The following is a 22,361-nucleotide window of genomic DNA, read 5'->3' as shown; positions in this document are numbered from 1 at the left end:
GTCAGGCCCTCCTCATCAGCAGGTCGCGCAGCTCGCGGGCGTGGCGCCGGCTGACCTGGAGCTCCTCGGCGCCGACCAGGACGCTCACCGTGCCCGCGTCCAGGCGGAGTTCGCCGATGTGGCGGAGGGCGACGAGGTGCCGGCGGTGGATGCGGACGAAGCCGCGGGAGCGCCAGCGGTCCTCCAGGGTGGAGAGCGGGATGCGGACGAGGTGGCTGCCGCGCTCGGTGTGCAGGCGGGCGTAGTCGCCCTGGGCCTCGACGTGGGTGATGTCGTCGACCGCCACGAACCGTGTCACGCCGCCGAGTTCGACGGGTATGTGGTCGGGGTCGGGTTCGTGGACGGGTATCCGGGGTGCGGCGCCGCGCAGTTCGGCGGCCCGGCGTACCGCCTCCGCGAGGCGTTCCTTGCGTACCGGCTTCAGGACGTAGTCGACCGCCTTGAGATCGAAGGCCCTGACCGCGAAGTCCTCGTGGGCGGTGACGAAGACGACCAGCGGGGGCCGGGCGAAGCCGGTGAGCAGCCGGGCCAGGTCCAGGCCGTCCAGGCCGGGCATCTGGACGTCGAGGAAGACGACGTCGACGGCCTCGGGGCCGTGCGGGCCGGACTCCAGGGCGCGGGTGATGCGGCGCAGTGCCTCGGTGGCGTCCCCGGCGCCCTCGACGCTGCCGATGCGCGGATCGGCGTGCAGCAGATACAGCAGCTCCTCCAGCGAGGGGCGTTCGTCGTCGACGGCGAGGGCGCGCAGCATGAACGGAGTGTAGGCGGCGGAACGCGGCGCTGGACATGTGCCGGACGTGGACGTCGGCGTCGGATGACGTGGCGTTCCCGAAGTGTCTTCGCCCGTGGTTACAGTGCGGGCATGAACAGCGGCACCGCCCCCTTCGACGATCTCGACCGGAAGATCACCATCGCGTTGATGGCGAACGCGCGGACCAGCTTCGCCGAGATCGGCGCGGCCGTCGGGCTCTCCGCGACGGCCGTGAAGCGGCGGGTCGACCGGCTGCGCGAGACCGGGGTGATCACCGGGTTCACGGCCACCGTCACCCCGGCGGCCCTGGGCTGGCGCACGGAGGCGTACGTCGAGGTGTACTGCGAGGGCGCGGCCCCGCCGCGGCGGCTCGCGGAGGTGGTCCGCAACCATCCGGAGATCACCGCGGCGATGACGGTGACCGGCGGCGCGGACGCGCTGCTGCACGTGCGGGCCCGGGACGTGGACCACTTCGAGGAGGTGCTGGAGCGGATCCGCGTCGAGCCGTTCATCCGGAAGACGATCAGTGTGATGGTGCTGTCGCATCTGCTGCCGGAGAGCCCGGAGGCCGGGGCCACGCACCCCGTGCCGGAGTAAACGCACCGATGCTGCGTTTACAGGACCGGAGACGCAGCGTTCCTGCGCCGACACGCAACATTTGTTTCTTGTCGTCCGTATCCGACGCTTTCTACCGTGGTGTCAACCCTCAGTCGACACCGCGGGAAAGCGGAGGAACACCTCTGTGTCCGAAAGCCGTGTGCCGCGCCTCAGGCGCTTTCTTGTCTGCGAACCCAGACATTTCGCCGTGCAGTACGCGATCAATCCCTGGATGAACCCCGACACCAGGGTCGACGTCGACCTGGCCCAGGACCAGTGGACCGCGCTGATCGACGCCTACCGCACCCATGGCCACAGCGTGGACCGGCTGGAGCCGGTCCCCGGCCTGCCCGACATGGTGTTCGCCGCGAACTCGGCGGTGGTCGTCGGCGGCCGTGTCTTCGGCTCGCTCTTCCACGCGCCCGAGCGGCGCCCCGAGTCCTCCCACTACGACCTCTGGTTCAAGACCGCGGGCTACGACGTGTACCGCCCGGGCTCGGTGGTCGAGGGCGAGGGCGACCTGGTGTGGACGGGCCGGTACCTGCTCGCCGGCACCGGGTTCCGCACCAGCCGCGAGGCGCACCGGGAGGCGCAGGAGTTCTTCGGCCATCCGGTGATCAGCCTGACCCTGGTGGACCCGTACTTCTACCACCTGGACACCGCGCTGTTCGTCCTCGACGAGGAGAACGTCGTCTACTACCCCGAGGCCTTCTCCCCCGGCAGCCGCGACGTGCTGAGCCGGCTGTTCCCGGAGGCGGTCCTCGCCACCCGCGACGACGCACTGGCGTGGGGCCTTAACTCGGTCTCCGACGGCCGCCATGTCTTCATCGCGCCGCAGGCCGAGGCGCTCGCCGCCCGGCTCGCCGACCAGGGCTACGAGCCCGTCCCCGTCGACCTGTCGGAGTTCCACAAGGCAGGCGGCGGCATCAAGTGCTGCACCCAGGAAATCCGCTGACCGCCGCCGAGGACCAGGAGATCCCCCTGATGACCGCACCCGCACGCGCACGCACCTCCGCCGAGCTGATCGAGGCGGAGGGACCGGTCCTCGCGCACAACTACCACCCGCTGCCCGTCGTGGTGGCCCGCGCCGAGGGCGCCTGGGTGGAGGACGTCGAGGGCCGCCGCTACCTCGACATGCTGGCCGGCTACTCGGCCCTCAACTTCGGCCACCGCCACCCGGCGCTGATCGAGGCCGCGCACCGCCAGCTGGACCGCCTCACCCTCACCTCGCGCGCCTTCCACAACGACCGGCTCGCCGAATTCGCCGAGCGGCTCGCGGAGTTGACCGGCCTGGACATGGTGCTGCCGATGAACACCGGGGCCGAGGCGGTGGAGTCCGGCATCAAGGTGGCCCGCAAGTGGGCGTACGACGTGAAGGGCGTCCCCGCCGACCGGGCCACGATCGTCGTCGCCGCGGACAACTTCCACGGCCGGACGACCACGATCGTCAGCTTCTCCACGGACGAGACGGCGCGGGCGGGCTTCGGCCCGTTCACGCCGGGCTTCCGGATCGTGCCGTACAACGACCTGGCCGCGCTGGAGGCGGCCGTCGACGAGACCACGGCGGCGGTGCTGATCGAGCCCATCCAGGGCGAGGCCGGGGTGCTGATCCCCGACGACGGCTATCTGACCGGGGTGCGGGAGCTGACCCGCCGCAAGAACTGCCTGTTCATCGCCGACGAGATCCAGTCCGGCCTCGGCCGCACCGGCCGCACCCTCGCCGTCGACCACGAGGACGTCGTCCCGGACGTGCTGCTGCTCGGCAAGGCGCTGGGCGGCGGGATCGTGCCGGTGTCCGCGGTGGTGGCGCGCCGGGAGGTGCTGGGGGTGCTGCACCCCGGCGAGCACGGCTCGACGTTCGGCGGCAACCCGCTGGCGGCGGCGGTCGGCACGGCGGTGGTCGAGCTCCTGGAGACCGGTGACTTCCAGCGCCGGGCCACCGAGCTGGGCGTGATCCTCCGGGACGGCCTGACGGAGCTGGTCGGCGACGGCGTGGTCGGCTTCCGCTCGCGCGGGCTGTGGGCGGGCGTCGACGTGGACCCGGCGATCGGCACCGGGCGGGAGATCGGCGAGCGCCTGATGCGCGAGGGCGTCCTGGTCAAGGACACCCACGGCTCCACGATCCGGCTGGCCCCGCCGCTGACCGTCACGGCGGAGGAACTGCGGTCGGCGCTGGGCGCGTTGGAGAAGGTACTGGCGGCCTGAGCCCGGGGTGGCCGCGCCCGTGGGCGCGGCCACCCCGACCCCGGTCAGCCCTTGCCGAGGAGCTTGTTCATCTCCTTGATCTCGGCGTTCTGGGCGGTGACGATGGCGCCCGCCATGCCGGTGGCCGGGCCGTACTCGCCCTTGGCCTGCTCGGTGCCGGCCATCTCCACCGCGCCCTGGTGGTGCTTGACCATCATGGTCAGGAACATCGTGTCGAAGTCCGTCCCCTCGGCCTGCTTGAGCATGGCCATGTCCTTGTCGGACATCATGCCGGTCATGCCGGCGTGGCCGCTGTGGTCCATGCCCGCCATGGGCACGTCCTCGCCCCAGGCCCCGAGCCAGCCGGTCATGGTCCTGATCTCGGGCTCCTGGGCCTTCTCGATCCGGGCCGCGAGGTCCCGTACCGGGGCGGAGGAGGCACGGTCGACGGCGAGGCCGGCCATCTCCAGGGCCTGCTGGTGGTGCGGGATCATGCTCTGCGCGAAGGTCACGTCCTGCGCGTTGTGCGCACCGGCGGTGGCGGTCGCGGTGGTGCCGGCCGCCGCCGAGTGCGACGCGTGCGCGGTGGCGGAGCTGTCGTCGCCGCTGCCGCACCCGGTGAGGGCCAGGGCGGCGGTCGCGGTGAGCGCGACGAGGACGGAACGGGTACGCGTGATGGTCATGCCGGGTCTCCTGCGATAGGTCTGTACGGGCACGCGGGAGCACGGCCGCCGCACTGGTGCGCGTACGGCCGGCTCGGGTGCCTCTAGATCCGCAGGAGCTGGAGTTCGGCCAGGTCGGGGGGTGCCCGTGCGCCGTCCGGCGCCACGGCCGGGCGGGAAGGGCGCAGGCAGTCGCCCGCGAGCGCGGGGACCGGGTCCGGTACCAGCGCGGGCAGCGCCGGTCCGCCGCCGACCGCACCGGAGGCGCAGGTCGCGTCGGCGTGGTGCGCGTGGTCGCCGCCGCAGTGGCCGTCGTCGCCGGGGCAGCCGTCGTACGCGGTGACCACGACCGCCGCACGGGTGACGGTCGGCTCGTGCCCGCCGTGCATCGCCGTTCCCATGACACCGCCGGGTGCCAGCGCGTGCATGCCGAACAGCCCGGCCAGCAGCCCCAGTACGAGCAGGCTGCGCAGACGCCGGTGCGGCGGTCGGGCGGCGGGCGGCTCGGTGGGGCGCATCGGGACCATCCTATGCGCACCCTGAGAGCGGGCCGGCCCGGCACACCCCGGCCGGCCGTGTCACGGCACCGGCGCCGTACGCCGGTTGTCCCCGTCCCGCCGGGTCCGGCAGCAGCGTGTGCCACGACTTCGGCTCCCCCGCCTTCGGCGCCGGCAACCAGACCGACCGCGACGCCGTGGTCTACGACACCTACGGCTGCACGGGCGTGGCGCAGCCGCTGCCGAAGCGCACGGGCGAGACGTGGGGCAGCCACCGCGGGGAGAGCGTGGTCTTCCGCCGGCCCCCGCGGCCCCCGCATACGTCCGCGGGACCCCCGGGCACCTGTCGCCCGGGGGTCTTGGCGTGCCCGTCGGCAGGCCCGGACGCCGGATCCGGCCCGCGGCGGACCGGATACAGTGCGCGGGACGGCAGACAGGTCAGAGAGGCCAAGCGTGACCGACACCAGCGACACCCGACCCGCCGACAGCGCGGCGGAGGATCCGCGGCAGAGCCGACTGCACCGCCTGATGCGCTACATCCCCCTGATCGCCCCCGTCCTGCTGTGGACGGTGCCCTGCTGGGTGCTCCTGTACACCGGCCAGCACTGGCCGCTGCCCGTCTCGCTGGCCGGCACCGCGCTGTTCGTCCTCGGCCTCGTCGGTATGCCGCTCGCGATGATGCGCGGCCACGGCCGGCGTCAGCAGGACCGGGCGGCGATAGCCGGGGACACCCTGCTGGGCGCCGGCTGGACGCTGTTCACCTGGTCCGTTCTGCTCGGCGTCCTCCTGCGGCTCGCCCTGACCGTGGCCGGAGTCGGCGCGAGCCAGGACCGGGCCCGTATCGTCACGTGGGCCGTCCTCGGCACGACCGCCGTACTGCTCGCCTGGGGGTACGCCGAGGCCCGCCGCGTGCCCCGGGTGCGCCGCCTCGACGTGCAACTCCCCCGGCTGGGTGCCGGGTTGGACGGCCTCCGCGTCGCCCTCATCACCGACACCCACTACGGCCCGCTCGACCGCGCCCGCTGGTCGGAACGGGTGTGCGAGACGGTGAACAGCCTCGAAGCCGACGTGGTCTGCCACACCGGCGACATCGCGGACGGTACGGCCGAACGCCGCCGCGCCCAGGCCGTCCCCCTCGGTACCGTGCGGGCCACCCGGGCGCGTGTCTACGTCACCGGCAACCACGAGTACTACAGCGAGGCCCAGGGCTGGGTCGACCTGATGGACGAACTGGGCTGGGAGCCGCTGCGCAACCGCCACCTGCTGGTCGAACGCGGCGGCGACACCCTGGTGGTGGCCGGCGTGGACGACGTCACCGCCGAGTCCTCCGGCCTGGCGGGCCACCGCGCCCACCTGGCCGGAGCCCTGGACGGCGCCGACCCCGACCTGCCCGTCCTGCTCCTGGCCCACCAGCCGAAGTTCGTCGACCGGGCGGCGGCCCACGGCATCGACCTCCAGCTCTCCGGCCACACCCACGGCGGCCAGATCTGGCCCTTCCACTACCTGGTCCGCATCGACCAGCCCGTCGTGGCCGGCCTCAGCCGCCACGGCGCCCGCACCCTGCTCTACACCAGCCGCGGCACCGGCTTCTGGGGCCCGCCGTTCCGCGTCTTCGCCCCCAGCGAGATCACCCTGCTGGTACTCCGCTCCCCGCAGCCGCCGACCTCGCCGAGGTGAGCAAGGCGCGCTCCGGTCTCCGCTCGTAGTGACTCACCCTCATATCGCTGAGACACTGAGCCGAAGATCCAGACAGCCGCCGCCGGAGTCCGACCCGCCGCCCAGCCAACCTGGGGGAATGAACAAGTGAGGGGCGAGCCGTGTTCTACTACCTGCTCAAGTACGTACTGCTGGGGCCGCTGCTGAGAGTGGTGTTCCGGCCGCGGATCGAGGGCCTGGAACACGTGCCGCCGACGGGGCCGGCGATCATCGCCGGCAACCATCTCTCCTTCTCCGACCACTTCCTGATGCCGGCCGTCCTCAAGCGACGCATCACCTTCCTCGCCAAGGCCGAGTACTTCACGGGGCCGGGGGTGCGGGGCCGGCTGACCGCCTTCTTCTTCCGCAGCGCCGGGCAGATCCCGGTGGACCGCTCCGGCAAGGAGGCGGGCCAGGCGGCGATCCGGGAGGGGCTCGGGGTGCTGAGCAAGGGCGAGTTGCTCGGCATCTATCCGGAGGGCACCCGCTCGCACGACGGCCGCCTGTACAAGGGCAAGGTCGGGGTCGCCGTGATGGCCCTGCGGGCCGGTGTCCCGGTGATCCCCTGCGCGATGATCGGCACGTTCGAGGCGCAGCCGCCCGGCAAGGTCATCCCGAACGTCCACCCGGTCGTGATCCGCTTCGGCAAGCCCCTCGAGTTCTCCCGCTACGCCGGGATGGAGCACGAGAAGGCCGTCCTGCGCGCGATCACCGACGAGATCATGTACGCCATCCTGACCCTCTCCGAGCAGGAGTACGTCGACGAGTACGCGGCCGTCGTCAAGGCCGGGCAGACGGCGGCGAAGGGCGAGAAGGAGCGCAGGTTCCCGCGGGCGCCGCTGAGTTGAGGCCGTGGGGACGTACGGGAGGGGCGGCGGGAGTGGATCCCGCCGCCCCTCGTCGTCGTACCGGAGGTGCTACGGCTGCGGTGTCGCGTGCGGGGTGCAGGTGACGTCCGCGCCGTCCAGCTTGCCGGTGAGCAGGTAGGCGTCGACGCGGCTGTTGATGCACGGGTTGACCAGGCCGGTCACACCGTGCGAACCGGCGCCCTGCTCGGTGATGAGCCGGGAGCCCTGGAAGCGCTTGTGCAGTTCGACGGCGCCGGGGTACGGGGTGGCGGCGTCACGCGTGGACTGCACGATCAGCACCGGCGGCAGACCCTTGTGGGTCCTGACCTCCACCGGGGTCTGCTGCTTGACCGGCCACGTGGCACACGGCAGGTTGAGCCAGGCGTTGGCCCAGGTCATGAAGGGGTACTGCTTGTTGAGCTCGGTGTTGTCGCGGTCCCACTTGTGCCAGCCGGTCGGCCACTTGGCGTCGGTGCACTCGACCGCGGTGTAGACGGCGTTGCCGTTCTCCGAGGTGATGTTGCCGGCGGTGTCGGTCAGGTCCGGGGCGGCGGCGTCGACCAGGGCCTGGGTGTCACCGGCGAAGTACTTGCTGAACACCGTGGCGACCGGGACCCACGAGGAGTCGTAGTACGGGGCGCTCTGGAAGAAGCCGATCAGCTCGGCCGGTCCGACGACCCCGCCGATCGGGTTCGCCTTGGCGGTGGCGCGCAGCTGGAGCCACTTGGCCTGGACGGCGTCCCGGGTGGTCCCCAGGTGGAAGGCGGAGTCGTGAGCGGCGACCCAGTCCTCCCAGTCCTTCCAGCGGCCCTCGAAGGCGACGTCCTGGTCCAGGTTGGCCTGGTACCAGATGTTCTTCCGGGACGGGTTGACGACGCTGTCGACGATCATCCGGCGCACGTGCCCCGGGAACAGCGTGCCGTACACCGCGCCGAGGTAGGTGCCGTAGGAGACACCGAGGTAGTTGAGCTTCTGCTCGCCGAGCGCGGCCCGGATCACGTCCAGGTCGCGGGCGGTGTTCGCGGTGGTCATCTGCTGGAGCATCGCGCGGCCGGTGCGCTCGGCGCAGCCGTCCGCGTACTGCTTGGCCAGCTTGCGCTGAGCGGTCTTGTCGGCCTCGCTGTCCGGCACCGGGTCGGCCTTGGGGGCCTTCACGAACTCCTGCGGGTCCTGGCAGGAGATGGGCGCGGAGTGGCCGACGCCACGCGGGTCGAAGCCCACGAAGTCGTACGCCTTCGAGGTGTTGACCCACAGGGGGTTCTTGGTGGTGACCCGGAGCGGGAAGCGCATGCCCGAGCCGCCGGGGCCGCCGGGGTTGTAGACGAGCGCGCCCTGGCGCTCGGCCGGCGTCCCCGTGCTGCCTATTCGGTCGACGGCAAGCCTGATCTGCTTGCCGTAGGGCTTGGTGTAGTCGAGCGGCACGCTGACCCAGCCGCACTGGACGGGCTTGGTCAGGGCCCAGTCGGCCGGGCAGTCGGCCCAGGCGATCCCGGCCTTGGCGGCCCGGGCGGCGGCGATCGCCGCGCCCTGCTGCGCGCGGTCCTGGCCGCCGTGCCGGGCCTCGGCGCCGGCGGCGGGAACCGCGAGCGCACCGGTGAGCAGGCTGGCCGTGACGAGCGTCCCGGCCGAACCGAGCGCCAGCACGCGACTCCTCGATCTGAAGTAGTCCCTCAAGTGGGCTCCTCCCCCTCCATCATGACGAATGGTCAGGGGAGATCCTTACGTCTGTGAGGCACCTGAGAACAGGCCTCAACAGCCGTCTTTACCAATCCGATAACCGGATTTCGGCGTACCGCTGAGCGGATCAACCGCCCAACTGGGCCAATGTCTCCCATGCCTCGTCCAGGACCCGGCGCAGCCGCAGCGCGTCCCCGGCCACCGCACTCACCAGTACGGCGGGCCCGGCGAGCGGAGTGAGCGCGGCGCCCTCCCCCAGCATCCGCGCCTCCACCGGATGCACCGCGAACTCCGGCCGTACGACGACGAGTTGCCCGACCGCGCGATGTCCCGCCAGCACGGCGGGCCCGTCCCAGCCGCCGGGTGCCCCGGGCCCGCAGGCCAGCTCCTGGTCCAGTACCGCTCTCCCGGCCACCCGCACGGTGAGCCGGCTGCCGAGCCGCCCCGGCTCCTCCCCCACCCGCCCGAGCACCTGCTCCTCCCGCAGCACGAGCCGTCCCCGCGCGCCGACCTCGACGCGTGTGGAGACGCACAGGTCACTGCCCTTGGCGGAGATCAACTGCTCCGGCAGCCAGCGCAGTTCGCCTCCGTCGGCGACGTCCAGCCGTACGTCGTACCGGGCCTCCTCCTTCCCCTGCCCGGGCAGGGCGATGGTCGCGGCGGCCGACCCGACGCTCAGCCGGGCCCCTTCCCCGACCCGGGCCTCGATCCCGAACCGGTCCCCGCCGAGCGGCCCGCTCATCGCCCCGACGACCATCACCCGGGCCTCGGCCCCGCTCCCCCGGGTACGCCGCAGCGCGAGCGGTCCCTCGCCCTCCAGCACCGGAAGCGCGGTACCGCCCCGCCCGTCGGCCCGGGCGACGATCCGAGCGACGGCGCGTACGCCCGTCCCCGTCATCCGGCCCACGCGGCGAGCCGCTCCCGCACCCACGCGGCCACGTCCGCGACACCGGTCTCGCCGCGCAGCGACTGGAAGACGACGGGCAGTTCGGCCCGCTGCGCCTTGGCGTCGGCGGCCATCCGCGCCAGATCCGACCCGACATGGGGAGCGAGGTCCGTCTTGTTCACGACGAGCAGGTCGGCCGTGGTCACCCCCGGTCCGCCCTTGCGCGGGATGTCGTCGCCTCCCGCCACGTCGATCACGAAGATCTGCGCGTCCACGAGCCCCTTGGAGAAGGTGGCGGTCAGATTGTCCCCACCGGACTCGACGAGGATCAGGTCCAGCGGCCCGACCTCGTCCTCCAGGTCCTCCACGGCTTCGAGGTTGGCCGAGATGTCGTCCCTGATCGCGGTGTGCGGACAGGCCCCCGTCTCGACGGCACTGATCCGCTCCGGCGGCAGCACGGCCTCCCGGAGCAGGAACTCGGCGTCCTCCCGGGTGTAGATGTCATTGGTGACGACAGCCAGGGACAACTCGTCCCGCAGAACCCGGCACAGCGCGGCAACGGTAGCCGTCTTCCCGGACCCCACGGGCCCCCCGAGCCCGATCCGCAGAGCCCGCCGGGACCCGTCGGGCCGCTGAGCGTCGGCGCTCAGCGCAGCCGGGCCGTGGTGATGGTCGTGGTCGAGATGCATGACAGCTCCTTGTGTGGTGAGTCCGTTTCAGAAGTTCGAGGGTGAAGACCGGTCAGCGCCCCCACCTTCCAGCCCGTCCGGTGCTTGAGGACGAAGGCCGGTCGGCACCACATCTCAGCCCGTCCGGCGTTTGAGGACGAGGCCGGAGGCCGATGCGGGGGTCCGGGGGCGGCAGCCCCCGAACCGGGCGGTCGAAGGGGGCCCACCCCTTGGAAGGACGGGACGGGTAGGGGCGGCGGGGGCGAAACCCCCTACGACGCGAACAACCGCACCGCCCACCCCGCATGCCACTCCGCCCCGATCTCCATCACCGGCGCCGACCCCGCGGGCAACGCCTCGACCCCCGCCCCGCCGACCACCCCCCGCGCCGCCTCCACCGCCCGGTCCGCCACCCGGTCCACCTCCCCCGCCAGCCTCGCCAGCACCCCCGTCGCCTCGAACGGATCCAGACTCAGCAACCGCACCACCGCCGTGGCCGGCCCGCTCACACACTCGTACGCCGCGCAGTACGCCGCGTCCACCGCCGAGAGCCCCGCCGCCCTGGCCACCACCCCCAACACCACCGGCTGATGCGCCCCCTTGGGGAACTCCCGCGCCAGGCCGTCCAGTTCGGCCCCCGGCCAGGCCACCCGCGCGGCCCGCAGCAACTGCCGCCCGAGCCGTCGCGCCGCACCCCGCAGCGCGACCGACGGCGTCCGCGCGTCGAGGGCCGCGTCCAACTCCCGTACGTCCGCACCGAGTACCGCAGCCGCGGCGACCGCACCCGCCGTCAGCCCGGCCGTGTGCAGCCGCCCCCGGCAGTACTCCTCCAGGTCCGCGGCCCCGGTGATCCGCCCGGCCTTGACGGCCGCCTCCGCCCCGCCGGAGTGCGCGTGCCCTCCGGCGGGGAAGCGGCCGTCGGCCAGTACCAGCAACGCTGCCCGAGACACCACACCCACCAGCTCTCAGAACAGGAAGTAGCGCTGGGCCATGGGAAGTTCGGCGGCAGGTGTCGCCTCGACCAGTTCCCCGTCGATGTGCACGGCGAAGCTGTCGGGATCCACCCGGACGTGCGGGCGCGCGTCGTTCTCCCGCATGTCCGCCTTGGTCACGCCACGGGTCGACTCGATGGCGACGAACCGCTTCCCGAGCTGCAGCCGCTCCGGCAACCCGTCGTCGATCGCCAACGGGGCGACGAAGTTGAAGGAGTTGGCGGCCGGTGCCCGTCCGATCGCACCGTACATCGGGCGCGGCAGGATCGGCTGGGGCGTCGGGATCGACGCGTTGGCGTCGCCCATCTGCGCGTAGGCGATCTGCCCGCCCTTGAGGACGAGGTGCGGCTTGACCCCGAAGAACGCGGGCTCCCAGAGCACGAGGTCGGCGAGCTTGCCGGTCTCGACCGAGCCGATCTCGCGAGCCAGGCCCTGCGCGAGGGCCGGGTTGATCGTGTACTTGGCGACGTACCGCCGTACCCGGTGGTTGTCGGCCCGCCCGTCACCCGGCAGGGCGCCGCGCCGCCGCTTCATCACGTGCGCGGTCTGCCAGGTCCGCAGGATCACCTCGCCCACCCGCCCCATGGCCTGCGCGTCGGAGGAGATGATCGAGATCGCGCCGAGGTCGTGGAGTATGTCCTCCGCGCCGATGGTCGACGGCCGGATCCGTGACTCGGCGAAGGCCAGGTCCTCGGGCACCGCCGGGTTGAGGTGGTGGCACACCATCAGCATGTCGAGGTGTTCCTCGGCGGTGTTCACCGTGTACGGCCGGGTCGGGTTGGTCGAGCTCGGCAGCACGTGCGGTTCGGAGACCACGGTCATGATGTCCGGGGCGTGCCCGCCGCCCGCGCCCTCGGTGTGGTAAGCGTGGATCCCGCGCCCGCCGATCGCGGCGAGGGTGTCCGCCACGAAGCCCGCTTCGTTCAGGGTGTCCGTGTGGATGGCGACCTGGACGCCGGTCCGGTCGGCGACGGTCAGGGAGGCGTCGATGACGGCCGGGGTCGATCCCCAGTCCTCGTGCAGCTTCAGGCCGAGTGCCCCGCCCCGGATCTGGGAGAGCATCGCCTCGTGCGAGACGGTGTTGCCCTTGCCGAGGAAGCCGATGTTGAGCGGGTACTGCTCCATCGCCTCCAGCATCCGGGCGAGGTGCCACGGCCCGGGGGTGACGGTGGTCGCCTTGGACCCCTCGGCGGGGCCGGTGCCGCCGCCCACCAGGGTGGTGACCCCGGCCGACAGGGCCTCGTCGGCGATCTGCGGGCAGATGAAGTGGACGTGCGCGTCGACGCCGCCCGCGGTGAGGATCCGGCCGTTCCCGGCGATGACCTCGGTCTCGGGGCCGATCACCAGGTCGGGGTGGACGCCGTCCATGGTGTCGGGGTTGCCGGCCTTGCCGATGCCGGTGATCCGGCCGTCTCGGATGCCGATGTCGGCCTTGACGATGCCCCAGTGGTCGATGATCACGGCGCCCGTGACGACCGTGTCGGGGGTGCCGTCTGCGCGCGTAGCACGCGACTGTCCCATGGACTCGCGGATGACCTTGCCGCCGCCGAAGACCGCCTCGTCCCCGGCGAGTCCGGGGCCGCCGGAGCGGTCCTCCTCGATCTCGACGAGCAGGTCGGTGTCGGCGAGCCGGATCCGGTCGCCGGTGGTCGGCCCGAACAGGTCGGCGTAGGCGGCGCGGGAGATCTCAGGCATCGAGGGCACCTCCGGTCTCGCCGCGCAGTCCGGGCACCACACGGGCGCCGGCGAGCGGGACGAGTTCGACGTCGACGGGGATGCCGGGCTCGAAGCGGACGGCGGTGCCGGCGGCGACGTTCAGCCGCTTGCCGCGGGCCGCGTCCCGGTCGAACTCCAGGCCGGGGTTGGCCTCGGCGAAGTGGTAGTGGGAGCCGACCTGGACGGGCCGGTCGGCGGCGTTGAGGACGGTCATCCGGGTGACCTCGCGGCCCGCATTGAATACGACGGGCCCGTCGGCGAAGAGCACTTCTCCGGGAATCATCGGCGGCCCCCTCAGACGATCGGGTCGTGGACGGTGACGAGCTTGGTGCCGTCCGGGAAGGTCGCCTCGACCTGGACGTCGTGGATCATCTCGGGGATGCCCTCCATGACGTCGTCCCTGGTGAGCAGCTTGCGCCCGGAGGCCATGAGTTCGGCGACGGTACGGCCGTCACGCGCGCCTTCGAGGATGTGCGACGTGATGAGGGCGACCGCCTCGGGGTGGTTCAGCCTGAGGCCGCGGGCCCGGCGCTTCTCGGCCACGTCGGCCGCCACGTGGATCAGCAGCCTCTCTTGCTCGTGCGGGGTCAGTTGCACGTCCCACCTCACAGTCCTCGCTCCGGACCGTGCGGGGTCCGGTTGCCGCGGCCACCGCGACGGATTGGGCTCACGGACCCAATCCGGCTAGGAAAACCCCAGGTGGCGTGGATCGGCAGGCTAGTTTGCCGGAGTTTCGGCGACGTTAACCGGGCCTTGATCACTTCATGACCGGGGCATGGGCCTTGCGGCGGGGGGCGCGAAGGCGTGTCCGGCCGCGCCGGAGGCCGACCGCGGGCGGATGACACCTGAACGGCCCTCACTCGGATGGTCCGGGGGGGGCGATGGGCGTGCCGACGGCCGGGGGGCGCAGGGGCAGCTCGGCGGGACGCGTCCTGATACGTGCCGGGTGCTCAGTGGGACGTGCCGCGATGCGAGTCGTTCGTCTGCGGCGCCGTCGTGGCTGGTCGCGCAGTTCCCCGCGCCCCTTCGGGGGCGCTTCTTCGGGGGCGCCTCCTCGGGGGCGCCTCCTTGGCGGCGCCGCCTCGGGGGCGTCGCTTGTTCAGGAGCCTGCGGCTCCCCTGTGTTCTGCTGCGATGCCGAAGCGGCCTCGTTCGGGGCGGACGGCGGTGGTGGTCTCGCGGACCGTGGAGACGGAGCTGACGACGTGGTCGACGTGGTCCTCGGCCGGTTCCGGGAGCTCTTCGAGGCGTTCGAGGTCGGTGGCGGAGACGAGGGCGACGAGCGGCTTGCCGTGGCGCGTCACGACGACGCGCTCACCGCCGTACACCACCCGGTTGATCAGTTCGGCGAGCTCAGCCCTGGCTTGGGTCACCGGAATCTCGTAGGCCATGAACCCAGCTTACGGGGCACCCCGGACATCACATCTTGTTCGGCGACAGCGGAATCCCCACTCAATGATCTGTACGTCCTGTACATTTTCAACAGAAGGCTCGGCTCCCGGGCCGCCTCAGTCGCGAGGAGGGGTACGTCATGACCCGACCGTCCGCCCGCTACGTCCTGCCCGAGTTCACGGAACGCACGAGCACGGGGCACCGCACCATGGATCCGTACTCGAAGCTGCTGGAGGAGCGGATCGTCTTCCTCGGCACGCCCGTCGACGAGACGTCGGCCAACGACGTGATGGCGCAGTTCATGTACCTGGAGCACACGGCTCCGGAGCGGGACATCTCGCTGTACATCAACTCCCCGGGCGGGTCGTACAGCGCGATGGCCGCGATCTACGACACGGTCCAGTACGTGACCTGCGACGTGGAGACGGTCTGTCTCGGGCAGGCGGGGGCGTCGGCGGCGGTCCTGCTCGCGGCCGGCACTCCGGGCAAGCGGTCCGTGCTGCCCGGCGCGCGGATCGTGCTCCAGCAGCCGTCGCTGCCGCAACCGGTGCAGGGCCAGCCGAGTGATCTGGCCATCCAGGCGGCGGAGTTGGACCGGGTCCGGGCCATGATCGAACGAATGCTCGTCCAGCACACCGGGCGCACGGCGGACCAGGTGCACCAGGACCTGGAGCGGGACCTGGTCCTGGACGCGCCGGGTGCGCTGGCGTACGGGCTGGTGGACCGGGTCATGCCCGCCCGCCGTACCTCGCCCGGCCTGCCGGACGCGGGGTGAGCCGCCGATGCTGCCGCCGGAGCTGCCGCCGCTGCCCGCGCTGACCCGTGCCGAGGGCGAACTGATCGACCGTTACCTGGACGTGGTGGATCTGCTGGGCCGGATCAACCCGGCGCAGAACGAGGACACCTACCGCGGGCTGCGCGCCGCGCAGGCGCTGGTGCGCGCGGCGGCCGAGCTGCGCGACGCGCTCGCCCTGATGCATCTGCGGGGCGAGACGGAGCTCCACGGGGACACGCTGACACGCGCGTTGCGGGTGCTCGACGGCGAGCGCCGGACCGCTCGCGTCGTACTCCCGCCCGACTGCGTACGGTGACACCCTCCGGACGCCGGTGCGGCGCGTCGACGGAACGACCGGGCCCGAGCCGAAACGATCCAAAGGGGTTACCGCCGAACGGCGGAGCGTGGCGTGGTTTTACCTTCCCGTGGAGGCCGCTCAGGTTGCCCGCACGGGGGTGTCCGCGAACGGCTTTCGCGCAGGTCCGGGGCTACGCAGGGCAGTTGACGGAGAATCGAACACAGGGCTGTCCACCCGAACGGGTGGGTGGTGAGTAACCCCACAAATCCCCGATTCCGTTGGGATTTTCGGACACGAGTGCGTGAAGATCCCTGTCTGACGACAAGCCCCCGCCACAGCGGCGGGGCGGTCCGGGCGGACGCCGAGTCCTGCCGCCGCCCGGATTGACCCGTCGACAGAAGTGCATCGGCAGGAGTGGAGGACCCAAGCACGACGGGTCGCCGGCACGGTCGCGCCATGACCGAGCCGAGCAGCCCTTGGGGTGAAGCCGTGGTGACACGGCCGGGCAACTTCGCCAGCCCGAATCCGACAGGTCATCCTTCACAGGCGGCTGACGAAGGGTTGCGCATGACTGCGCTCAATCGTGTTCCGTCGCTGATGGCCCGGGCCGGTACGGCCTCGGCGCTGACCATCGCCGCCGTGGGCGGCTCGATCGTGATACCGGGCGTCGCCTCCGACGCCTCGGCCGCCACGATGGCGACGAAGGCACTGCAGATCGCCGCCTCGAAGAAGGGCTCGCCCTACAGGTGGGGCGCCACCGGACCGAACAGGTTCGACTGCTCCGGGCTGACGCTGTACTCGTTCAAGAAGGCGGGCAAGAAGCTGCCGCGTACGGCGGCCCAGCAGTACAACAAGACCCGTCACATCTCGGCCGGCAACCGCAAGGCCGGGGACCTGGTCTTCTTCCACTCGGGTTCCAGCGTCTACCACGTCGGCATCTACGCCGGGAAGGGAAAGATCTGGCACGCCCCGAAGACCGGGGACGTGGTGAAGCTCCAGAAGATCTGGACGCGCAGCGTCTGGTACGGCCGGGTCAGCTGACCCGCACCGACGGCCGGCCTGCAGGGGCTCGGGGCTACGGCTCCTGCTGGCCGGCCGCGGTGACGGTGCCCGCCGGGATCGTCCAGGGCAGTTCGATGGAGACGGTCTTGCCGCCCTCTCTGGTGGGGCGCACCCGGAGCTTGCCGCCGCACTCGGCGGTGAGCCAGCGGATGATGACCATGCCGCGCCCGTTGTCCTGCTGGACCGCGGCGGGGAGTCTCTTGGGGAAGCGCGGATGACTGTCCGTGACGCCGATGCGCAGCTGCTCGTCACGGTCGAGCACGAGGTCCACCGTGAAGGTGGGCGACTGCCCGAAGGTGTGCTGCACGGCGTTGGTGGCGAGTTCGGAGATGATGAGGCGGATGGTGTCCGCGGTTTCCGTCTCCGGTGGCAGGCCCCACTCCGCGAGGGTGTCCAGCGCGTAGGCGCGGGCGGCGGAGACCGAGGCGGGATCGCTCGGCAGAGTGACGGATGCTTCCAGGTGGTCTGCCATGGCGACGTCGTCCCTTTCCTCGGGACCGGAGTCCGACACAGTGCGGATGGTTCGAGTACGGTCCCGGACTGGTGCTTCTTCGCCAGACTGCCATTACCGGGCCGGTCACGGGGAGCGATCCACCAAGATATGCATATATCTGTCGCTCGAAGCGGTGAACTCTGCGACCTCAGACCGTATTTGGGCGGCTCGGAAGGAGTAAGGAGTAGCCCATGCAGAACGGTCCCGCGGTACGCCGCCGGAAACTGGGCGCCGAACTGCGCACATTGCGCACCGGCGCCGGCCTCACGAGCGGTGAGGCCGCCCGTCTGGTGGGCTGGCATCAGTCGAAAGTGAGCCGGATCGAGACCGGCGCCAGCGGTGTGAAACCGGCCGATGTGCGGTTACTCCTGGACGCCTACGGCGTGGTCGAGGGGCAACTGCGCGAGTTGCTGCTGGTGTTGGCGGGGTCGGAGGACACGGCGGGGCGGCACCACTGGTGGCACGCCTACCGTGGGGTACTGCCGCCCGCCTACCGCGATTTCATCAGTCTGGAGTCACAGGCCAGCGCGATGCGCACGCTGGAGACCCTGGTCGTGCCGGGGCTGCTGCAGACCCCCGAGTACGCGCGGGCGGTGACCCGGGCGGCCATGGACGCGCGGGCCGACGACTCCCTCGACACCCTGGTGGAGGTACGCCTGGCCAGGCAGGACGTGCTGCGCCAGGATCCGCCGCTGGAGCTGAGCGCGGTCCTGGACGAGGCGGTGCTGCGCCGGGAGGTGGGCGGTCCCGGTGTGATGGCGCGGCAGCTGGTGCGGCTGATGGAGGCGGCCCGGCTGCCCCAAGTACGGCTCCAGGTGCTGCCGTTCGCGGCCGGGGCGCATATCGGCATCACCGGGCCTTTCGTAATCTTCTCATTTCCGAGCACTTCTGATCTGGACGTGGTTGTTATCGACCAGTTGACGAGTAGCCTCTACCTGGAGCGGAAAGAAGACCTCCAGGCCTACACGGAGGCGTTCGACACGCTCCGGATCCACGCCCTTTCGCCCGAGGACTCGTTGGATTACATCGCCGCAATAGCTGACGGCGCGTAAGGAGGCACCATGACTGCACTGCCTCGGAACGTACCTTCAAGTGCTGATCTGCACGGACTGAGGTGGCTGCGCAGCAGCTACAGCACCGGAGCGAACAACTGCGTGGAGACGGCACGGCCGCGCTCCGGCCCCTCGGCCGGACTGCTCGCCGTGCGCGACTCCAAGGCTCCGGCCGGACCCGCCCTGCTCTTCTCCCCCGAGAGCTGGACGGGTTTCACGGCCGCGTTCGCCGGCTGATCAGCCCCAGAAGAGTCTGACCAGATACGAACGAAATCGATCAGACTCGTACCCATCCATCCCCGACTCCGTATCCGCTCGCGAGCCAGGCCCGGCCGTGTCACGCCGACTCATGGTCGTGTCTTGCCGATCACACGTACAGCGCGTTCGATCTCGGCCCCGGAGAGGTCCGCACGGGCGGTCAGCCTGAGCCGTGAGATGCCGTCCGGCACCGACGGCGGACGGAAACAGCCCACGGCCAGGCCTGCCGTCCGGCAGTCGGCCGCCCACCGCACGGCCTGCTCCGGGGACGGGGCCCGCACGGAGACCACCGCGGCGTCCGGACGTACCGCTTCCAGACCCGCGGCGGTCAGCCGTGCGTGCAGCTCCGCGGCCACCTCACGGGCCCGCGCCGCACGGTCCGGTTCGCGGCGCAGCAGCCGCAGGGCGGCCAGCGCCGCGCCCGCCGCCGCGGGGGCCAGGCCGGTGTCGAAGATGAACGTCCGGGCCGCGTTGACCAGATGGTCGATCACCCGGGCCGGCCCCAGCACCGCCCCGCCCTGGCTGCCGAGCGACTTCGACAGGGTCGCGGTCACCACCACGTCGTCGGCGCCGGAGAGCCCGGCCGCGTACGCCGCGCCCCGCCCGCCGTCCCCGAGCACGCCGAGCCCGTGCGCGTCGTCGACGAGCAGCCCGGCACCGCGCTCCCGGCACGCCTCGGCCAGTGCGGCCAGCGGCGCCGCGTCCCCGTCGACGGAGAACACCGTGTCGGAGACGACCACGGCGGGCCCCTCGTGCGTCCCGAGGGCCTTGCGTACGCCGTCCGGGTCGGCGTGCCCGACGACCTGGGTGGTGCCCCGGGCCAGCCGGCAGCCGTCGATCAGGGAGGCGTGGTTGAGGGCGTCGGAGACGATCAGGGCGCCGTGCGGGCCGAGCGTGGTGACGGCGGCGAGGTTCGCGGCATAGCCGGAGGAGAAGACCAGGGCGGCCTCGAACCCGCAGAATCCGGCCAGCTCCCGCTCCAGCTCGGTGTGGAGTTCCGTCGTACCGGTCACCAGCCGGGATCCGGTGGAGCCGCCACCCCAGGTCCGGGCCGCCCTCGCGGCGCCCTCGGCGACCTCGGGATGGTGGGCGAGGCCCAGGTAGTCGTTGCTCGCGAGGTCCAGCAGCGGCGAGTCGGCGGGGCGGGGACGCAGGGTCCGTACGAGTCCGGCGCGGCGGCGGAGTTCCGCCTGTTCGTCGATCCAGCCGAACGCCATGGCCCCTCCGGTGAATTTGTAGGCAGTGAACAGACCCTAGCGGGATCATCAGGCGCCCACTGTGTGGCAATACCCACACGTCGAACTGACAGGGTTGTGCAAACTCTCCTTGGCCCGGAGCAGCCTCGTAGTACAGGATCGGCTCTCATGGACCTGCTGAACACGCTGGTGGACAAGGGGCTTCGGCGCGAGCTGCCGACCCGCGAGGAAGCGCTCGCCGTACTGGCGACCTCCGACGACGACGTGCTCGATGTGGTGGCCGCGGCCGGCAAGGTGCGCCGTCACTGGTTCGGCCGGCGCGTGAAACTCAACTACCTGGTCAACCTCAAGTCGGGCCTGTGCCCGGAGGACTGCTCCTACTGCTCGCAGCGGCTGGGCTCGTCCACCGGGATCCTGAAGTACAGCTGGCTGAAACCCGACGAGGCCTCGAAGGCCGCCGCCGCGGGCCTGGCCGGGGGCGCCAAGCGGGTCTGCCTGGTGGCCAGCGGGCGCGGTCCGACCGACCGGGACGTGGACCGGGTCGCGGGCACCATCAAGGCGATCAAGGAGCAGAACGAGGGCGTCGAGGTGTGCGCCTGTCTCGGTCTGCTCTCCGACGGCCAGGCGGAGCGGCTGCGCGAGGCTGGCGCGGACGCCTACAACCACAACCTGAACACGTCCGAGGGAACCTACGGGGAGATCACGACCACGCACACGTACGCCGACCGGGTGGACACGGTCAACAAGGCGCACGCGGCGGGGCTGTCGGCCTGCTCCGGTCTGATCGCCGGTATGGGCGAGAGCGACGGGGACCTGGTCGACGTCGTCTTCTCGCTGCGCGAGCTGGACCCTGACTCCGTTCCGGTGAACTTCCTGATCCCGGTCGAGGGCACCCCGCTGGCCAAGGAGTGGAACCTCACCCCGCAGCGCTGTCTGCGGATCCTGGCGATGGTGCGGTTCGTCTGCCCCGACGTAGAGGTCCGGATCGCGGGCGGCCGTGAGGTCCATCTGCGCACCATGCAGCCGCTCGCGCTGCACCTGGCCAACTCGATCTTCCTCGGCGACTACCTGACCACCGAGGGCCAGGCCGGCCAGGCCGACCTGGAGATGATCGCGGACGCCGGGTTCACGGTGGAGGGCGCGGACGAGGTGACGCTGCCGCAGCACCGGTCCGAGGTCCAGGGCGGCGGCTGCGGATCGCACGGGGCGGAGGGCGCGGGCTGCGCGTCGCACGCGGGCGAGGGTGCCGGGTGCGGGTCGGTGTGCGGCTCCCACGAAGATGCGGCCGAGGCCGTGACCGTTCCGGCTGCCAACGAACCGCGCACCGACCTGGTCGCCGTCCGCCGCCGGGGTGCCGGAACGGATCTCGCGCCCAATGCCTGACCCCGGTCTGAGCCTCCCCGAGCTGCTGGAGCTGGACCGCCGGCACGTCTGGCATCCGTACGGCCCGATGCCCGGCCGGGCCGAACCGCTCGTCGTGGAGTCGGCGAGCGGGGTCCGGCTGCGGCTCGCGGACGGCTCGGGCGAGTTGGTCGACGGCATGTCGTCGTGGTGGTCGGCGATCCACGGCTACAACCACCCGGTGCTCAACGAGGCCGCGCACAACCAGCTGGGCCGGATGAGCCATGTGATGTTCGGCGGGCTCACCCACGAGCCCGCCGTCCGCCTGGCGAAGCTCCTGGTCGACATCACGCCCGTCGGCCTGGAGCACGTCTTCCTCGCCGACTCGGGGTCGGTGTCGGTCGAGGTCGCGGCGAAGATGTGCCTGCAGTACTGGCGTTCCCTCGGCCGCCCCGCCAAGCAGCGCCTGCTGACCTGGCGCGGCGGCTACCACGGCGACACCTGGCAGCCCATGTCCGTCTGCGACCCCGAGGGCGGCATGCACGAGCTCTGGTCCGGGGTGCTGCCCCGCCAGGTGTTCGCCGACGCGCCGCCGGCGGAGTACGACGAGTCGTACGCCGAGCACCTGCGCTCGATGATCGAGCGGCACGCGCACGAGCTGGCCGCGGTGATCGTGGAGCCGGTGGTGCAGGGCGCCGGCGGGATGCGCTTCCACTCCCCCGCCTACCTGCGGGTGCTGCGCGAGGCGTGCGACGCGCACGACGTGCTGCTGGTGTTCGACGAGATCGCGACCGGCTTCGGCCGCACCGGCGCGCTGTTCGCGGCGGACCACGCGGCCGTCACGCCGGACGTGATGTGCGTCGGCAAGGCGCTGACCGGCGGTTACCTGACGATGGCGGCCACGTTGTGCACGCCCCGGGTGGCCGAGGGGATCTCCCGGGGCGAGGTGCCGGTGCTGGCGCACGGGCCGACGTTCATGGGCAACCCGCTCGCCGCCTCGGTCGCCTGCGCCTCGCTGGGACTGCTGCTCGGCCAGGACTGGCTCGCGGAGGTCAAGCGGATCGAGGCGGGGCTGCGCGAGGGCCTGGCAGCCGCCCGGGAGCTCCCCGGAGTCCGGGACGTCCGGGTCCTCGGGGCCATCGGGGTCGTACAGCTCGACCACGAGGTCGACATGAGGGCCGCCACGGCCGCCACGGTGCGCGAGGGCGTGTGGCTGCGGCCGTTCCGCGACCTCGTCTACACGATGCCGCCGTACGTCACGGGTGACGCGGACCTGGCACGGATCGCGCGCGCGGTGTGCGCCGCCGCGCGGGAGGGATGAG

General features: G+C 71.7%; 25 protein-coding genes and 1 riboswitch. Of the genes, 12 read left to right on the top strand and 13 right to left on the bottom strand.

Annotated elements, in window-relative coordinates:
• Position 1 precedes the first annotated feature (1 nt).
• Positions 2-751 carry a DNA-binding response regulator gene (locus AB0D74_RS15575; RefSeq protein ID WP_362585664.1) on the bottom strand — a complete coding sequence of 250 codons (750 nt, stop codon included), beginning with the start codon at positions 749-751 and terminating at the stop codon, positions 2-4.
• Between the two features lie 111 nt (positions 752-862).
• Between AB0D74_RS15575 and AB0D74_RS15570 the strand changes: the two genes are divergently transcribed.
• The 3 genes from AB0D74_RS15570 (at position 863) to rocD (ending at position 3,553) form a co-directional block, all read left to right on the top strand.
• Positions 863-1,348: an Lrp/AsnC family transcriptional regulator gene (locus AB0D74_RS15570; RefSeq protein ID WP_351714537.1), complete on the top strand. Its 486-nt coding sequence runs from the start codon at positions 863-865 to the stop codon at positions 1,346-1,348.
• A gap of 145 nt (positions 1,349-1,493) precedes the next feature.
• Positions 1,494-2,303 carry a dimethylargininase gene (gene ddaH / locus AB0D74_RS15565; RefSeq protein WP_362585660.1) on the top strand — a complete coding sequence of 270 codons (810 nt, stop codon included), beginning with the start codon at positions 1,494-1,496 and terminating at the stop codon, positions 2,301-2,303.
• 29 nt (positions 2,304-2,332) lie between these two features.
• The gene (rocD, locus tag AB0D74_RS15560) at positions 2,333-3,553 is read left to right on the top strand and encodes an ornithine--oxo-acid transaminase (RefSeq protein WP_362585657.1); all 1,221 of its coding nucleotides are present in this window, start codon (positions 2,333-2,335) and stop codon (positions 3,551-3,553) included.
• Between the two features lie 44 nt (positions 3,554-3,597).
• On the opposite strand, the gene AB0D74_RS15555 is transcribed toward rocD, so the two are convergent.
• Together AB0D74_RS15555 and AB0D74_RS15550 are read right to left on the bottom strand one after the other, a co-directional pair.
• Positions 3,598-4,215 carry a DUF305 domain-containing protein gene (locus tag AB0D74_RS15555; protein WP_362585654.1) on the bottom strand — a complete coding sequence of 206 codons (618 nt, stop codon included), beginning with the start codon at positions 4,213-4,215 and terminating at the stop codon, positions 3,598-3,600.
• A gap of 83 nt (positions 4,216-4,298) precedes the next feature.
• Entirely contained in the window at positions 4,299-4,712 is a 414-nt protein-coding gene (locus tag AB0D74_RS15550) for a DUF6153 family protein (protein ID WP_362585651.1), read from the bottom strand.
• Between the two features lie 432 nt (positions 4,713-5,144).
• Between AB0D74_RS15550 and AB0D74_RS15545 the strand changes: the two genes are divergently transcribed.
• Together AB0D74_RS15545 and AB0D74_RS15540 are read left to right on the top strand one after the other, a co-directional pair.
• Positions 5,145-6,368 carry a metallophosphoesterase gene (locus AB0D74_RS15545; protein WP_362585648.1) on the top strand — a complete coding sequence of 408 codons (1,224 nt, stop codon included), beginning with the start codon at positions 5,145-5,147 and terminating at the stop codon, positions 6,366-6,368.
• A gap of 140 nt (positions 6,369-6,508) precedes the next feature.
• Positions 6,509-7,234 carry a lysophospholipid acyltransferase family protein gene (locus AB0D74_RS15540; protein ID WP_362585645.1) on the top strand — a complete coding sequence of 242 codons (726 nt, stop codon included), beginning with the start codon at positions 6,509-6,511 and terminating at the stop codon, positions 7,232-7,234.
• Between the two features lie 69 nt (positions 7,235-7,303).
• On the opposite strand, the gene AB0D74_RS15535 is transcribed toward AB0D74_RS15540, so the two are convergent.
• From AB0D74_RS15535 to AB0D74_RS15500, 8 genes are all read right to left on the bottom strand, one after another.
• Positions 7,304-8,908, bottom strand: a complete 1,605-nt coding sequence (locus AB0D74_RS15535) for an alpha/beta hydrolase (protein ID WP_362585642.1) — start codon at positions 8,906-8,908, stop codon at positions 7,304-7,306.
• Positions 8,909-9,038: 130 nt separating this feature from the next.
• Positions 9,039-9,809: an urease accessory protein UreD gene (locus AB0D74_RS15530; protein WP_362585639.1), complete on the bottom strand. Its 771-nt coding sequence runs from the start codon at positions 9,807-9,809 to the stop codon at positions 9,039-9,041.
• On the bottom strand, positions 9,806-10,486 hold the full coding sequence (gene ureG / locus AB0D74_RS15525; RefSeq protein ID WP_362585636.1) for an urease accessory protein UreG: 681 nt from the start codon (positions 10,484-10,486) through the stop codon (positions 9,806-9,808). Before ureG ends, AB0D74_RS15530 begins: the two co-directional genes overlap by 4 nt.
• 251 nt (positions 10,487-10,737) lie before the next feature.
• Complete coding sequence (locus AB0D74_RS15520) at positions 10,738-11,415, bottom strand: urease accessory UreF family protein (protein ID WP_362585633.1); 678 nt, start codon at positions 11,413-11,415, stop codon at positions 10,738-10,740.
• 15 nt (positions 11,416-11,430) lie between these two features.
• Positions 11,431-13,152, bottom strand: a complete 1,722-nt coding sequence (locus tag AB0D74_RS15515; RefSeq protein ID WP_362585630.1) for an urease subunit alpha — start codon at positions 13,150-13,152, stop codon at positions 11,431-11,433.
• Positions 13,145-13,456 (bottom strand): urease subunit beta, encoded by a 312-nt coding sequence (locus tag AB0D74_RS15510; protein WP_362585627.1) that lies wholly within the window; start codon positions 13,454-13,456, stop codon positions 13,145-13,147. Before AB0D74_RS15510 ends, AB0D74_RS15515 begins: the two co-directional genes overlap by 8 nt.
• 11 nt (positions 13,457-13,467) lie before the next feature.
• Positions 13,468-13,770 (bottom strand): urease subunit gamma, encoded by a 303-nt coding sequence (locus AB0D74_RS15505; RefSeq protein WP_037782101.1) that lies wholly within the window; start codon positions 13,768-13,770, stop codon positions 13,468-13,470.
• A 502-nt stretch (positions 13,771-14,272) separates the two neighbouring features.
• The gene (locus AB0D74_RS15500; RefSeq protein ID WP_362585623.1) at positions 14,273-14,563 is read right to left on the bottom strand and encodes a type II toxin-antitoxin system Phd/YefM family antitoxin; all 291 of its coding nucleotides are present in this window, start codon (positions 14,561-14,563) and stop codon (positions 14,273-14,275) included.
• Between the two features lie 140 nt (positions 14,564-14,703).
• Between AB0D74_RS15500 and AB0D74_RS15495 the strand changes: the two genes are divergently transcribed.
• From AB0D74_RS15495 to AB0D74_RS15485, 3 genes are all read left to right on the top strand, one after another.
• On the top strand, positions 14,704-15,339 hold the full coding sequence (locus tag AB0D74_RS15495; RefSeq protein ID WP_362585620.1) for an ATP-dependent Clp protease proteolytic subunit: 636 nt from the start codon (positions 14,704-14,706) through the stop codon (positions 15,337-15,339).
• A 7-nt stretch (positions 15,340-15,346) separates the two neighbouring features.
• Positions 15,347-15,655: a hypothetical protein gene (locus tag AB0D74_RS15490; RefSeq protein ID WP_362585617.1), complete on the top strand. Its 309-nt coding sequence runs from the start codon at positions 15,347-15,349 to the stop codon at positions 15,653-15,655.
• Between the two features lie 361 nt (positions 15,656-16,016).
• A riboswitch (cyclic di-AMP (ydaO/yuaA leader) is annotated at positions 16,017-16,201 on the top strand.
• A 3-nt stretch (positions 16,202-16,204) separates the two neighbouring features.
• Positions 16,205-16,678: a C40 family peptidase gene (locus tag AB0D74_RS15485; RefSeq protein WP_362585614.1), complete on the top strand. Its 474-nt coding sequence runs from the start codon at positions 16,205-16,207 to the stop codon at positions 16,676-16,678.
• Positions 16,679-16,712: 34 nt separating this feature from the next.
• On the opposite strand, the gene AB0D74_RS15480 is transcribed toward AB0D74_RS15485, so the two are convergent.
• Entirely contained in the window at positions 16,713-17,171 is a 459-nt protein-coding gene (locus tag AB0D74_RS15480) for an ATP-binding protein (RefSeq protein WP_362585611.1), read from the bottom strand.
• A gap of 212 nt (positions 17,172-17,383) precedes the next feature.
• Between AB0D74_RS15480 and AB0D74_RS15475 the strand changes: the two genes are divergently transcribed.
• Positions 17,384-18,244: a helix-turn-helix transcriptional regulator gene (locus tag AB0D74_RS15475; RefSeq protein ID WP_362585608.1), complete on the top strand. Its 861-nt coding sequence runs from the start codon at positions 17,384-17,386 to the stop codon at positions 18,242-18,244.
• Between the two features lie 9 nt (positions 18,245-18,253).
• On the top strand, positions 18,254-18,481 hold the full coding sequence (locus AB0D74_RS15470) for a DUF397 domain-containing protein (RefSeq protein ID WP_362585605.1): 228 nt from the start codon (positions 18,254-18,256) through the stop codon (positions 18,479-18,481).
• A 110-nt stretch (positions 18,482-18,591) separates the two neighbouring features.
• On the opposite strand, the gene AB0D74_RS15465 is transcribed toward AB0D74_RS15470, so the two are convergent.
• Positions 18,592-19,719: an 8-amino-7-oxononanoate synthase gene (locus AB0D74_RS15465; RefSeq protein WP_362585602.1), complete on the bottom strand. Its 1,128-nt coding sequence runs from the start codon at positions 19,717-19,719 to the stop codon at positions 18,592-18,594.
• A gap of 147 nt (positions 19,720-19,866) precedes the next feature.
• Here AB0D74_RS15465 and bioB point away from each other — a divergent pair, with 147 nt between their 5' ends.
• A complete protein-coding gene (bioB, locus tag AB0D74_RS15460) occupies positions 19,867-21,081 on the top strand; it encodes a biotin synthase BioB (RefSeq protein ID WP_362585599.1) in 1,215 nt (404 codons plus the stop codon).
• On the top strand, positions 21,074-22,360 hold the full coding sequence (locus tag AB0D74_RS15455; protein WP_362585597.1) for an adenosylmethionine--8-amino-7-oxononanoate transaminase: 1,287 nt from the start codon (positions 21,074-21,076) through the stop codon (positions 22,358-22,360). Before bioB ends, AB0D74_RS15455 begins: the two co-directional genes overlap by 8 nt.
• Position 22,361: the final 1 nt, after the last annotated feature.

Source organism: Streptomyces sp. NPDC048278 (genome assembly GCF_040652195.1).
Classification (GTDB): Bacteria; Actinomycetota; Actinomycetes; order Streptomycetales; family Streptomycetaceae; genus Streptomyces.
This window is presented reverse-complemented; position numbering and strand designations above follow the sequence as displayed.

What these genes read in the sequence shown, in the direction of transcription:
- AB0D74_RS15490 (WP_362585617.1), top strand. Translation starts at nt 15,347, where the DNA reads ATGCTGCCGCCGGAGCTGCCGCCGCTGCCCGCGCTGACCCGTGCCGAG.
- ureG (WP_362585636.1), bottom strand. Translation starts at nt 10,486, where the DNA reads ATGCATCTCGACCACGACCATCACCACGGCCCGGCTGCGCTGAGCGCC.
- bioB (WP_362585599.1), top strand. Translation starts at nt 19,867, where the DNA reads ATGGACCTGCTGAACACGCTGGTGGACAAGGGGCTTCGGCGCGAGCTG.
- AB0D74_RS15570 (WP_351714537.1), top strand. Translation starts at nt 863, where the DNA reads ATGAACAGCGGCACCGCCCCCTTCGACGATCTCGACCGGAAGATCACC.
- AB0D74_RS15480 (WP_362585611.1), bottom strand. Translation starts at nt 17,171, where the DNA reads ATGGCAGACCACCTGGAAGCATCCGTCACTCTGCCGAGCGATCCCGCC.
- AB0D74_RS15465 (WP_362585602.1), bottom strand. Translation starts at nt 19,719, where the DNA reads ATGGCGTTCGGCTGGATCGACGAACAGGCGGAACTCCGCCGCCGCGCC.
- AB0D74_RS15475 (WP_362585608.1), top strand. Translation starts at nt 17,384, where the DNA reads ATGCAGAACGGTCCCGCGGTACGCCGCCGGAAACTGGGCGCCGAACTG.
- AB0D74_RS15485 (WP_362585614.1), top strand. Translation starts at nt 16,205, where the DNA reads ATGACTGCGCTCAATCGTGTTCCGTCGCTGATGGCCCGGGCCGGTACG.
- AB0D74_RS15575 (WP_362585664.1), bottom strand. Translation starts at nt 751, where the DNA reads ATGCTGCGCGCCCTCGCCGTCGACGACGAACGCCCCTCGCTGGAGGAG.
- AB0D74_RS15515 (WP_362585630.1), bottom strand. Translation starts at nt 13,152, where the DNA reads ATGCCTGAGATCTCCCGCGCCGCCTACGCCGACCTGTTCGGGCCGACC.
- AB0D74_RS15550 (WP_362585651.1), bottom strand. Translation starts at nt 4,712, where the DNA reads ATGCGCCCCACCGAGCCGCCCGCCGCCCGACCGCCGCACCGGCGTCTG.
- AB0D74_RS15470 (WP_362585605.1), top strand. Translation starts at nt 18,254, where the DNA reads ATGACTGCACTGCCTCGGAACGTACCTTCAAGTGCTGATCTGCACGGA.
- AB0D74_RS15455 (WP_362585597.1), top strand. Translation starts at nt 21,074, where the DNA reads ATGCCTGACCCCGGTCTGAGCCTCCCCGAGCTGCTGGAGCTGGACCGC.
- AB0D74_RS15500 (WP_362585623.1), bottom strand. Translation starts at nt 14,563, where the DNA reads ATGGCCTACGAGATTCCGGTGACCCAAGCCAGGGCTGAGCTCGCCGAA.
- AB0D74_RS15495 (WP_362585620.1), top strand. Translation starts at nt 14,704, where the DNA reads ATGACCCGACCGTCCGCCCGCTACGTCCTGCCCGAGTTCACGGAACGC.
- AB0D74_RS15530 (WP_362585639.1), bottom strand. Translation starts at nt 9,809, where the DNA reads ATGACGGGGACGGGCGTACGCGCCGTCGCTCGGATCGTCGCCCGGGCC.
- AB0D74_RS15510 (WP_362585627.1), bottom strand. Translation starts at nt 13,456, where the DNA reads ATGATTCCCGGAGAAGTGCTCTTCGCCGACGGGCCCGTCGTATTCAAT.
- rocD (WP_362585657.1), top strand. Translation starts at nt 2,333, where the DNA reads ATGACCGCACCCGCACGCGCACGCACCTCCGCCGAGCTGATCGAGGCG.
- AB0D74_RS15555 (WP_362585654.1), bottom strand. Translation starts at nt 4,215, where the DNA reads ATGACCATCACGCGTACCCGTTCCGTCCTCGTCGCGCTCACCGCGACC.